This window comes from Paenibacillus albicereus, assembly GCF_012676905.1.
In the GTDB taxonomy this organism is placed as follows: Bacteria; Bacillota; Bacilli; order Paenibacillales; family Paenibacillaceae; genus Paenibacillus_O; species Paenibacillus_O albicereus.
On sequence record NZ_CP051428.1, the window covers coordinates 4,201,112 to 4,212,737 of the forward strand.

The 11,626-nt window shown below is 63.0% G+C and carries 7 protein-coding genes; 3 read left to right on the forward strand and 4 right to left on the reverse strand.

The features are described 5' to 3' along the window. Positions 1-43: 43 nt before the first annotated feature. From metE to HGI30_RS18970, 3 genes are all read left to right on the forward strand, one after another. Positions 44-2,362, forward strand: coding sequence for a 5-methyltetrahydropteroyltriglutamate--homocysteine S-methyltransferase (gene metE, locus HGI30_RS18960; RefSeq protein WP_168908978.1), 2,319 nt, complete (start codon positions 44-46; stop codon positions 2,360-2,362). Positions 2,363-2,587: 225 nt separating this feature from the next. Then, complete coding sequence (locus HGI30_RS23335; RefSeq protein ID WP_235680195.1) at positions 2,588-2,905, forward strand: hypothetical protein; 318 nt, start codon at positions 2,588-2,590, stop codon at positions 2,903-2,905. 133 nt (positions 2,906-3,038) lie between these two features. Continuing rightward, positions 3,039-6,824 (forward strand): DUF7507 domain-containing protein, encoded by a 3,786-nt coding sequence (locus HGI30_RS18970; protein ID WP_168908979.1) that lies wholly within the window; start codon positions 3,039-3,041, stop codon positions 6,822-6,824. 91 nt (positions 6,825-6,915) lie between these two features. On the opposite strand, the gene nrdF is transcribed toward HGI30_RS18970, so the two are convergent. From nrdF to HGI30_RS18990, 4 genes are all read right to left on the reverse strand, one after another. Beyond that, positions 6,916-7,872, reverse strand: a complete 957-nt coding sequence (nrdF, locus tag HGI30_RS18975) for a class 1b ribonucleoside-diphosphate reductase subunit beta (RefSeq protein WP_168909978.1) — start codon at positions 7,870-7,872, stop codon at positions 6,916-6,918. Positions 7,873-7,953: 81 nt separating this feature from the next. After that, positions 7,954-10,038, reverse strand: coding sequence for a class 1b ribonucleoside-diphosphate reductase subunit alpha (gene nrdE / locus HGI30_RS18980; RefSeq protein ID WP_168908980.1), 2,085 nt, complete (start codon positions 10,036-10,038; stop codon positions 7,954-7,956). Then, complete coding sequence (nrdI, locus tag HGI30_RS18985) at positions 10,025-10,384, reverse strand: class Ib ribonucleoside-diphosphate reductase assembly flavoprotein NrdI (RefSeq protein WP_168908981.1); 360 nt, start codon at positions 10,382-10,384, stop codon at positions 10,025-10,027. Before nrdI ends, nrdE begins: the two co-directional genes overlap by 14 nt. A gap of 555 nt (positions 10,385-10,939) precedes the next feature. After that, positions 10,940-11,584 carry a TVP38/TMEM64 family protein gene (locus tag HGI30_RS18990; protein WP_235680196.1) on the reverse strand — a complete coding sequence of 215 codons (645 nt, stop codon included), beginning with the start codon at positions 11,582-11,584 and terminating at the stop codon, positions 10,940-10,942. Between the last annotated feature and the right edge of the window lie 42 nt (positions 11,585-11,626).

An 11,626-nucleotide genomic window follows, 5' to 3' on the forward strand; every position in this document is an offset into this window, starting at 1 on the left:
ATATTCGAGACAGGCGTACGGCCTGCACAGGAGGTTGGAAGCGATGGGCAGCACGGTGAAGAGCAGCAGCCTCGGCTACCCCAATATCGGGGAGAATCGGGAGTGGAAAAAGACGCTGGAGGCGTTCTGGTCCGGCAAGATCGAGGAGCCGCAGTTCCAAGAGGAGATGGAAGCGATCCGCCTGGAGCGGCTGCGCCGCCAGCAGCAGTCGGGCCTGGACCTGATCCCGGTCGGCGACTTCACGTTTTATGACCGCGTGCTGGATACGGCGGCGATGTTCGGCATCGTGCCGCAGCGCTACGGCTATGCAGGCGGGGAAGTATCGCTCTCGCTGTACTTCTCGATGGCTCGGGGCAACGCTTCCGCGACGGCCTGCGAGATGACGAAGTGGTTCAACACGAACTACCACTATATCGTGCCTGAGCTCGGCGGCGCGGAGCCGGCCCTCACGGCCAACCTGCCGCTGCAGGCGTACCGCGAGGCCAAGCAGAAGCTCGGTATCGACGGCAAGCCGGTGCTGATCGGACCGCTGACGTTCCTCAAGCTGTCCAAGGGCTATGCCGCTTCCGAGACGGACGCGTGGCTGGACCGCCTGCTGCCGCTGTACGGCCAGGTGCTGGCCGAGCTCCAGGCAGCCGGAGCCGCTTGGGCGCAGCTGGACGAGCCGGTCGTCTGCGGCGATCTCGCCGAAGGGGATGCGGCGCGCCTGCAGCGCATCTACGCCGAGCTGGCGAAGGCGGCTCCCGAGCTGAAGCTGATCGTGCAGACGTACTTCGACGCGCCGGACGACTACAAAACGCTGACGAGCCTGCCGGTCGCCGCCGTCGGCCTCGACTTCGTGCATGACCGCGGCCGCAACCTGCAGGCGATCGCCGAGCACGGCTTCCCGGACGGCCTGACGCTGGCCGCCGGCATCCTCGACGGCCGCGGCATCTGGCGCGCCGACCTCGACGCGGCGCTGGCGCTCGTCCGCCAGCTGCAAGCCGCCGTGCCGGCCGAGCGCCTGCTGCTGCAGCCGTCGAGCAGCCTGCTGCATGTGCCGGTCTCCCTCTCCGGCGAAGCCAAGCTCGACCCTGCGCTGCAGGGCGCGCTGGCCGGTGCCGACGAGAAGCTTGCCGAGCTGGCGCTGCTCGCCGCTGCCGCCTCGCTTGATGCGGACGAGCAGAGCGAGACGGTGACCGCCGGCTTCGCCGCGAGCCGCGAGACGCTGGCCGCGCTGAACGCGCTGCCGGAGCGCCGCGTGGCGGCGGTGCGGGATAGCGTGGAGCAGCATGGAGGCAAGCGCTCCGAGCGGACAAGCGCCTTCGCCGAGCGCCGCGCCGAGCAGCAAGAGCGCTGGCGGCTGCCGCTGCTGCCGACGACGACGATCGGCAGCTTCCCGCAGACGGCGGAGATCCGTTCCGCCCGCGCCAAATGGCGCAAGGGCACGCTGGACGAAGCCTCGTACGAGACGTTCATCCGCGAGCAGATCCAGGACTGGATCTCGCTGCAGGAAGAGATCGGCCTCGACGTGCTCGTGCACGGCGAGTTCGAGCGCACCGACATGGTCGAGTTTTTCGGAGAGAAGCTCGCCGGCTTCGCCTTCACCTCGAACGGCTGGGTGCAGTCGTACGGCTCCCGCTGCGTGAAGCCTCCGGTCATCTACGGCGATGTGGACTTCGTCGATCCGATGACGGTCCAGGAAACCGTCTATGCCCAGTCGCTCACCGGCAAGCCGGTCAAAGGCATGCTCACCGGCCCGATTACGATCCTCAACTGGTCGTTCGTGCGCAATGACCTGCCGCGCAGCGAGGTGGCGCTGCAGATCGCGCTAGCGCTCCGCCAGGAGGTCGCCGTGCTGGAACATGCCGGCATCGGCATGATCCAGGTCGACGAGCCGGCGCTGCGCGAAGGGCTGCCGCTCAAGAAAAGCCGCTGGCCCGAAGAGCTGCGCGGCGCGGTCGACGCCTTCCGCCTCGCCACGACCGGCGTAAGCGATACGACGCAGATTCATACCCATATGTGCTATTGCGAGTTCTCCGATATCATTGATACAATTCGCGACCTGGATGCCGACGTCATCTCGATCGAGACGTCCCGCTCGCATGGCGAGCTCATCCACAGCTTCGAGGAGAACACCTACGAAAAAGGCATCGGCCTCGGCGTCTACGACATCCACAGCCCGCGCGTGCCGTCCGTCTCCGAGATGGTCTCGATGATCGAGCGCTCGCTGCGCAGCCTCGATCCCGAGCTGTTCTGGATCAATCCCGACTGCGGCCTCAAGACGCGCGGACGCGAAGAAACGGCCGCGTCGCTTCGCAATATGGTCGCCGCCGCCCGCGAGATCCGCTCGTCCAAGCCGTTCGCGGCGAGCCCGCTCTGACCGCATCCGCCCCAACAGGGCTCGAACCAAAGAGACCGTCGTTCCTCCGATTCGCTCGGATGGGTCGGCGGTCTCTTTTTGTTCGCTTTTCGAGGAAATCAAAATCGGTAAGAAAGAAAGAAAAATGAAAAATCGTGATAAAAATAGTACAAATCTCCCGATATTAATCCGATATAACAATCAACTAGGTCATTGGACTTACATATTAAGGAAAGGGAGTTTGCTATGAGCACAACCAGCACGTATGACAAAGCGACCCATCGCATCCAGAGCAATCTGGAAACGCTGATCCGCCAGTATTTCATCGACGAATCGACGAATTCGCTTCTTCCGATCCGTGCCTACGCGGAGCTCAGCAGCGACGCGAAACGGCTGTACAAGCCGCTGACCAAAGGAGCGCTGGCCCGTCTGGCCGGCGTGCGTCCGAACGTCATCACGGAAATCTGCCATCTGCAGCGCGGCACGATCAACATCTATCATCTAAGCTCCATTGCGGACGCGCTGAAGATTCGAAACATCAACGAAATCATCGAGCTCAAGTAGTCGAGCCCGGTGACGCCGCTCCCCCGACCGGGCATCGGGGGAGCTTTTTTTGCTTCATATTCCGCAGCTTTTCGCATACATCTGAAAACGGAACGACGTGCCGGCCAGCAGCGGCAGAAAGGACTTTTTCATCATGCCCTTTGTCAACCGTTTCTTGTTGAATCAGAATGGTGCCATCACGTATGCGGGCAATACGCTGGGCCTCAGCCGATCGGATACGGTCGGACAGCCCGGCACGATAGACAGCATCGGAGCTTTCACGACGATCGATACGTCCCAGACCTTCGGATTGTACCCGCCCGGGACGACGTCGAATTTTCAGCAGAACAGCTCGACCGCGCTGCTGAACCTTCCTGCCGGCGCCAGCGTGCTGTATGCCGAGCTGATCTGGGGCGGCACCTACATCAACAACGGCGTCGACTTCAGCGCTTTCGTGGATGATCCCGTCAGCCTGACGACGCCGGTCGGTCCCGCCAGCATCGTCCCGGACCCTGCTACCGCGTTCAACGTGCTGCTCTCCAACACCCCTCCCTTTCCTCCCGCCTATGCCTACGTCCGGTCGGCGGACGTGACCGCCATCGTGCAGGCGGCCGGTGCGGGGGCTTATACGACCAGCGGCGTCGTCGGCACGATCGTCGTGCCCGATCCGACTTCCAACCATGCCGTCTGGACGCTTGCCGTCGCTTACGCGGATCCGTCCATGCCGCTGCGCAACCTGTCGATTCGGGTCGGGGCGGTCGTCATCTTGGCGACCTCGGGACCGGTCAGCACGGTCGTCAACGGCTTCGCGACTCCCTTTCAAGGTCCGCTGGACGGCCGAGCCGCGATCAGCGCCCAGGAAGGAGACGCCAACAAGACAGGCGACCAAGCCCAGTTCGGCCCGACGGCCGCGACGCTCACCACGCTGTCCGGCCCGAACAACTTCGCCAACAACTTCTTCGCCTCCCAGGTCAACGGCGACAACGGACTGCTCGTCACGACAGGTACCTTCGGGAGCCGCAACCAGCTGAACGGCACCCCCGGCTCGAATATACCCGCCGGCCGCCAAGGCTATGACGTCACCAACGTCAGCCTCGCCGGCGCGCTGCTCAACGCCCAGACCTCCGCGGTCTTCCAGCTGACGACGAACGGAGACGGCTATCTGGTCGACTCGGTGGGCATCCAGCTCGACATCGCGCAGCCGATCCTGACGATCGTCAAGTCGGCGTCGGCCGGCGATGCCGTCGTGGGCGACATTATCACCTATACGCTGACAGTGCGCAACACCGGCAGCGTGACGGCCAGCGACGTGCAGGTGACGGACAGCATCGACGATACCTCGGCCTCCTTCGTGCCCGGCAGCGTCACCTTGAACGGCATGCCCGTGCCCGGCGCCAATCCGGATGCGGGCGTGACCGTCGGCACGCTGGCGGCAGGCGCCTCGGCCGTCGTGACCTTCCAGTATCAAGTGACGGCCATTCCGTTCGGCGAAACGCTGGACGATCAGGGGCGCGTCGCGTATACGTATCAGCCGACGCCTGGGTCGCCGGTCATCTCCACCTTCGTTCCGTCCAACATCGTGAAAATTCCCGTCTTCCAGCCGATCCTCTCGCTCGTCAAAAGCGGCGATCCGTCCCCGGCTCCGCTCGGAGGCATCGTCACCTACACGCTCCTCGTCTCCAATACCGGCAACATCTTGGCGAGCGTCACCATCACCGATCCGCTTCCCCCGGCGACAACGTTCGTTCCGGGCAGCGTGACGGTCCGCGGCGTGTCCGCCCCGGGACAAAGCCCCGTCACCGGCATCGTCGTCGGCGCTCTTCTTCCCGATACGTCCGCCGTCGTCACGTTCCAGGTCCAGGTGACCTCCATTCCGCCCGAAGGCGAGCTCGTCAATCAATCGACCGCGGCCTATACGTACCAGCCTCCGGACGGACGCATCCTGACCGGACAGACGCCTTCCAATACCGTCATCATTCCGGTCGTCGCGCCAGTCAATCCGCCCAGCGTCGACGTCGTCAAGTCCGCCGGCGCAGCCGGCGCGATCGTGGGCGAAACGATTTCCTTTACCGTAACGGCGACGAACCGGAGCATCGCCACAATCGCGGACGCCGTTCTCACCGATCCGCTGCCGGACGGGTACGCCTTCGTCGCCGGGAGCGTCACGGTCAATGGCGTGCCGGCTCCGGCCGCCGATCCGACAGCCGGCATTTCCGTCGGCACGCTCGCTTCAGGCGCGACGTCAACGGTGACGTTCGAGCTGACCGTCGTCACCTTGCCGGACCCGCCCGTGCTGACGAACGAAGCCTCGCTTGCGTTCACGTTCTTCGGCACGCCGTACGACATCCCGTCCAACCCGGCGGACGTCGATATCCTGCAGCCGGTCATCGGCCTGACGAAGCGGGCTTCCGCGTTCGTCGCCGCGGTCGGAGACGTCGTCTCCTACTCGGTCACGGCGACCAATACCGGCAACGTCGCGGCGGTCGTCACGATCGTCGACCCGCTCAACGCCTACAGCGATTTCGTCCCCGGCACGGCCCGGGTCCAGGGCGTCCCGGTGCCGGGAGCCGATCCGACGACCGGCATCGTCGCCGGCACCGTCGCGCCGGGAGACAGCATCGCCGTCAGCTACGACGTGCTTCTGACCGCATCGCCGCCGGACGGATTTTTCGACAACCAAGCATCCGCCGCGTTCACGTACTCGTCCCCGTCGGGAGCTGCCGGGGCCGGCTCCGCGCTGTCCAATCTGGTCCGCATCGTGGAGACGAATTCACAGCTCGTCGTCCAGAAAACCGCTTCGCAAAGCTATGCTCTCGTCGGCGATCGCGTCACCTACACGATCGTCGTCGAGAACGTCTCCTCCGCGCCCGCCCCGGACGTTGTGCTTGTCGACACGACGACCCCCGGCGCGGCATTCGTCGCCGGCAGCCTGGTCGTGGACGGCGTCCCTGCCGCCGGCAGCATCGCGACCGGCATCAGCCTCGGCACGCTCGCCCCCGGCCAGCGGGTCGTCGTCGCTTTTGCAGAGGAGATCGTCGCCCTCGCCGTGCCCGATTACGACGTAGACGATCTTGCGACGGCTACCTTCGTCTCGGAAGGCTCGACGGTATCCTCGCTCTCGAATCTCGTCGTCGTCTCGGTCGCCATCCCGTCGGTCACCGGGACCAAGAGGGCATTGACTCCGTTCGCCTTCGTCGGGGACGAAGTGCTGTACGAGGTCGACATCACCAATGTCGGCAACTATAACGGGGACATCGTCTGGAGCGACCGCCTGCCGGAAGGCAGCGTCTTCGTGGAGAACAGCCTGCTGCTGGACGGCGTTCCCGTTCCGGGGGTGAACATGTATACGGGAGCGTTCATCGGTACGGTCGAGGCCAAATCCACTGCCGTCGTCTCCTTCAAGCTGAAGGTAACGGCCTTCCCGCCGGGCGGCGTGCTCACCAATCAAGCCCGGCTCGATCTGACCTTCCGGCTGCCGAACGGACGTCCCTTCACCGCGACGGTATCCACCAATCCGGTATCGGTGCCCGTACTCGGGCTCGCCACCCTCGTCAAGCGCTCCAGCGTGTCGACGGTAGGCGTCGGGGGCTCCGTGCGCTTCGAGCTCGCCGTGCTCAACCCCAATCCGCAGCCGATCGATCACGTTTTTGTCTACGACTCGCTGCCAGCCGGGCTTGGCTTCGTTCCCGGCAGCCTGACCGTCAGCGGGGCGGCCTTGCCGGCCGAAGTGACGCCTTCCCGCATCCCCGTCGGCACGGTGCCGGCAGGAAGCTCCGTCATCGTCGCGTTCCAAGCGCTCGCCCTATTCGCGCCGCCGAATCCGGTCGTCGTCAATTCCGCATCCTCGGGGTATGAGATTCTCGTGCCTGGGGGCGGACGCCTCCCGCGCGTAGCTCTGTCCAATCCCGTTCAGGTGCTGATCGAGGAAGAAGAGGAATAGCGCTGCGAGACCGCCTTTCTTCAAAATCAAAAACACCCCGCAAGGACGCGTCATCCGCGTCTTTCGGGGTGTTTGCTTATAGGGACGAATTTTAGAAGTCGAACCGGAAATCCTCGTCGCGCAGCGGCTCGACATTGAGCGTACGGACGTAGCCGTTGCCCTTCTTGGAGAAGAAGTCATGCTGCTTCGTCCGGGTGCTGATGCCGTTGAGCACGATCGGATTGATGTCCTCGTCCTCGAAGATCGGCTCCAGCCCCAGGTTCATCATCGCCTTGTTGGCGTTGTAGCGCACGAACTTCTTGACCTCGTCCTGCAGGCCGATGCCGGCATAGAGCTCGTCCGTGTACAGCTCCTCGTTGGCATGCAGCTCGCGCAGCAGCCGGTCCAGCTCCTGCAGCGTCTCCGCCTGCTCCTGCTCGCTCAGCGACGCATGCACTTCCTGCGCCAGCACGCCGACGTACAGGCCGTGGATGCTCTCGTCCCGCAGGATCAGGTCGATGATCTCCCCGCTGCTCGTCATCTTGCCTTGGCCGGCCAGATAGAGCGGGTAGAAGAAGCCGCTGTAGAACAAGTAGCTCTCGAGCAGCACGGAGGCGGCCATCGCCATGTACAGGTCGCGAGGCGACTCGATGTTCCGGTAATAGCCGGAGATGACGGAGGCTTTCTTTTGCAGCTGCGGATGCTTCTCCACCCAGCGGAATACGGCGTCGATCTCTTCCGTCGATGCCAGCGTCGTGAAGATGCTGCTGTACGACTTGGCGTGGATCTGCTCCATCATGCCCATGAAGCCGAGCACCGCCTTGCGCTGCAGGCCTTCGACATGCTCGACGAGGCTCGGCATGCCGACGCCTCCCTGCACCGTATCGAGCAGCGTCAGGCCGCCCAGCACCTTCATGTACGTGTCGCGCTCCTGGTCGTTGAGGTACATCCAGCTCATCTTGTCGTCGGACAGCGGAATCTCCTCGTCCGTCCAGAACTGCATCAGGTTCTGGCTCCAGAACGTCGCCGTGAAGTCGTCGTCGGGACGGTTCCAGTTGACGGCGCGCAGCGGCGCGGCAGCGGCGGCGCCAGAGGCCGGGGCTTCCGGCGTGGCGAGATCGATCGGTTTCATGGGTGGTTCCTCCTTAGGTTAGACCGCGCAGCTGACGCACTCCTCCACGCCGAGCCGGTTCGTGCGGGTGTAGTAGAGGGACTTCAGTCCCTTTTTGGCCGCGTACAGATAGTACCGGGCCAGCTCGCGCGTCGTCACGCTGCTGTTGACGTGCAGCACGGCGGAGATGCCCTGGTCGACATGCTCCTGGATTTCGGCGATCAGGTCGATGACCTTGAACTGGTCCATCGCGTAAGCCGATTTATAGTAGAAGAAATTGTCCTGCGACAGGAACGGCATCGGATAGTACGTCGTCGAGTTCGCGTAGGTCCGCGTCTCGATCGGCTCGACGATCGGCATGACGCTCGAGGTGGCGTTCTGCACGTAAGAGATGCTCTGCGTCGGAGCGATCGCGAGGCGGTACGCATGGTACAGCCCTTGGCGGGCGACCTTGGCCTTGAGCTCGGCCCAGTCCTGCGGGGACGGGATGTCGATGCCGGCGAACAGCTCCTTGACCCGATCCGTCACGGGACGGTAGTCCGTCGCCAGGTAGCGGTCGAAGTACGTGCCCTTGGCATACTCCGAGCGGTCGTAGTCGCGGAAGCGCTCGTTCTTCTCGGCGGCGATGTCCGAGCTCTTGTCGAGCGAGTAGAAGTTCATCATCATGAAGAACGTGCGGACGAAGTCGCGGGCTTCCGGGCTTTCGTAGGCGATCTTCATCTTGGCCAGATAGCCGTGCAGGTTCATCGCGCCGAGGCCGACGGAGTGCATCTCCTCGTTGGCCTTGACGACGCCCGGCGCGTTGGAGACGCGCGTCATGTCGCTGACGGACGTCAAGCCGGCGATGCCTTCCCGCACCGTCTCGCGAATCTTGCCGTGCGCCATGACGTTCGCGATGTTGAGCGAAGCCAGGTTGCAGCTGATGTCGCGGCGGATCGTATCCGGCTCGCCGAAGTCGCCGATCTCCGACGTCTCCTGCAGCTGGTAGATTTCCGTGCACAGATTGGACATCTTGATGCTGCCGATATCCTTGAGCGCATGGAAGCGGTTGGCGTTGCTCTTGTTCATGATGTACGGATAGCCGGATTCCAGCTGGATCGTCGCGATCTTGACCAGCATGTCGCGCGCGCCCATGATGAGCTTCTTGCGGACGGCCGGATTGGCCATCAGCTCGTCATACATCTCGTCCATGTCCATGTCGTCGAGGTGCTTGCCGTACGCCTTGAAGACGGAGAACGGAGCGAACACATGCAGCGGCTGGTTGTCCTCGGCGAGCTTGTAGAAGCGGTTCGGGACGATCAGGCCGATCGACAGCGTCTTCAGGCGCGTCTTCTCGTCGGCGTTGATCTTCTTGCTGTCGAGGAACTCCATGATGTCCCAGCCGAAAATATTGTAGTAGGCCGCTCCGGAGCCCTTGCGCTGGCCCATCTGATCGGCGTAGGAAAAGGCGTCCTCCATCAGCTTGAGCACCGGCATGATGCCCTTGGCCGCGCCTTCGACGCCCTTGATCGGCTCGCCGCGCCCGCGCAGCTTGCTCAGGTTGACCGCTACGCCGCCGCCGATCTTGGACAGCTGCATGCAGGTCGAGAGGTTGTAGTTGATGGAGTTGAGCGAGTCGTCCATCTCCAGCAGGAAGCAGCTGACCATCTCGCCGCGGCGGCTCTTGCCGGCGTTGAGGAACGTCGGCGTCGCCGGCTGCAGGCGCTGCTCCATCATCGAGACGGCCAGCGACTTGGCGAGCTCCGCGTCGCCGCGGCCGAGATGCAGGGCCGTGATCGCCACCCGGTCCGGGTAGTGCTCCAGGAACTGGCTGCGGTCGTTGCTGCGCATCGCATAGTCCGTATAGAACTTGGACGCCGCCATATAGGAAGGAAACTCGAATTCGAGGCTATGGGCCAGCTCGAATACGGAAACCGCTTCTTCTTCGGAATAGTGCTTGTATACGTTCTCGTAGTAGTCGTTCTCGATCAGATAATCGATCTTTTCTTTATGGCTTCCGAATGCCGGGCTTTTGGCCCGGGCCTCCTCCATGAACGCCGCCACGGCTTCACGGTCCTTTTCCAGCTTGAAGAATCCGTCCGCTCCGCGCTTCATGATCTCGTTGTTCAGCTCAATATGCCGCAAGGGGCTGCACCTCCCGCATGAATTGTTCGACATCCCGAGCCGTTCCCGACAGCTCGAACTTGCAGATGACCGGCACTTCGTACCGCTCCGATACTTTGTCCGCGCTGCCGGCGAAGCAGGTTCCCCAGTTGCGGTTGCCGCTGGCCGATACGCCGCGCAGATAAGTTCGGTTCTTTTCGAGGAAGGCGTCGACCGCCGGGGGCACCTCGCCGAATCCCGTCGTATAGGTGACCAAGACGAACGGCTCTTCCATCGTCGTCGAGTCGCTGATCTGCACGGCCGGATAGCCGAGCTTGCTGACAAACTTGCGCACGTTGCCCGTGCGGGACGTGTAGGCGATAAGCATGGCGGTCCACTCCTTCTCTTGTTGATCGATGCCGCTTCCGAGCAGCCGGCGAAGCCCCGCTACTAGATCTAGTGGCTCCTCCGCCGGGAGGGTACGGGGCTCGGTCGGCCAAACGACGGCCAATGGGATTCGTAAAAACAGCCGAAACAACCCGAGCGGAGCGTTCCATCCCTTGGTGCTCTCCGTCCGGGCCTTGCCTGAGTTGTCGATCCTGGCTGCGCCCGCATTGCCGCTCCCGCCGCGTCGGCGCGCGCGGAATGCGGCTGGCCGGACGGCGTCCGGCGCATCCTGGCTGACAATGGTCAGAGGAGCCTGCGGGCGTCCAGCCAAAGGCTATTTTTGGGACTTGACAGCTTGTCCGCTTCGTGCTTAATTATCCATATGTAGAGGCTAGGAGTTAAATTTACCTCAATATATTGTGGTTGTCAAGCCGACGGACTGGTATTACCCTCCAGATCCAGGACCGAAACCTAGCGGTTGCCCACAGCTGTGAATAAGCAAAAAAGAGCCCGTCCGACGGGCTCTTTTTCGTTTATCCCAAGCTTATCCACAACGCTAGAGAGGGAACGTTGTGGATGGCTTCTCGTCGCTCATCCGCAACATTTTTCTTTTTCGGAACGCTTTTCGCGCCCGTACCCCGGCGAACGCGATCGTCAGCACAAGCAGGAACGCGAGATAGGCGAAGATGAGCAGGCGGAGGTCATGGCCGGGGAAAATCAGCGAGCTGCTAATGAGGCCGAACATCCATATATGGGATAGGTTGCCGATGACCGACGACCACAGATAAGGCATGAACTTGACCGGCGCGACGGCCGACATGAACGAGATCAGGTTGTTCGGCATGACCGGAATCGTACGCAGCAGGATGACCATCCAGCCCCCGTATTCGTCGAGCGACGCCTGATAGCGCTCGTAGCGCGCGAGGCGCGCCTGGAAGCGTCGCTGCACCTTGCCGTAGAAGAAGTAGCGGAACAGGAGGTAGACGACGAGCGCGGCTACCGTGCCGGCGAGCCAGCTGGCGAGCAGGCCCCCCGCGATGCCGAGGATCGAGATATGGATGAGGATGATCGTGGCGAACGGAAATAGGCCGAACAGCCCCTGCAGCACGGCGAGCGGAATCGTAAGCAGCAGGATGGCCGGCCCGTCAAGTCCGCTCGCGGCGACGAGCGCGTCGATCCAGCCGTTCATGCGATCCAGCATCTCCGCTCCCTCCCTCTTCGCTCCATTTTTTTAAGTTGCTTA

What these genes read in the sequence shown, in the direction of transcription:
- metE (WP_168908978.1), top strand. Translation starts at nt 44, where the DNA reads ATGGGCAGCACGGTGAAGAGCAGCAGCCTCGGCTACCCCAATATCGGG.
- HGI30_RS23335 (WP_235680195.1), top strand. Translation starts at nt 2,588, where the DNA reads ATGAGCACAACCAGCACGTATGACAAAGCGACCCATCGCATCCAGAGC.
- HGI30_RS18970 (WP_168908979.1), top strand. Translation starts at nt 3,039, where the DNA reads ATGCCCTTTGTCAACCGTTTCTTGTTGAATCAGAATGGTGCCATCACG.
- nrdI (WP_168908981.1), bottom strand. Translation starts at nt 10,384, where the DNA reads ATGCTTATCGCCTACACGTCCCGCACGGGCAACGTGCGCAAGTTTGTC.
- HGI30_RS18990 (WP_235680196.1), bottom strand. Translation starts at nt 11,584, where the DNA reads ATGCTGGATCGCATGAACGGCTGGATCGACGCGCTCGTCGCCGCGAGC.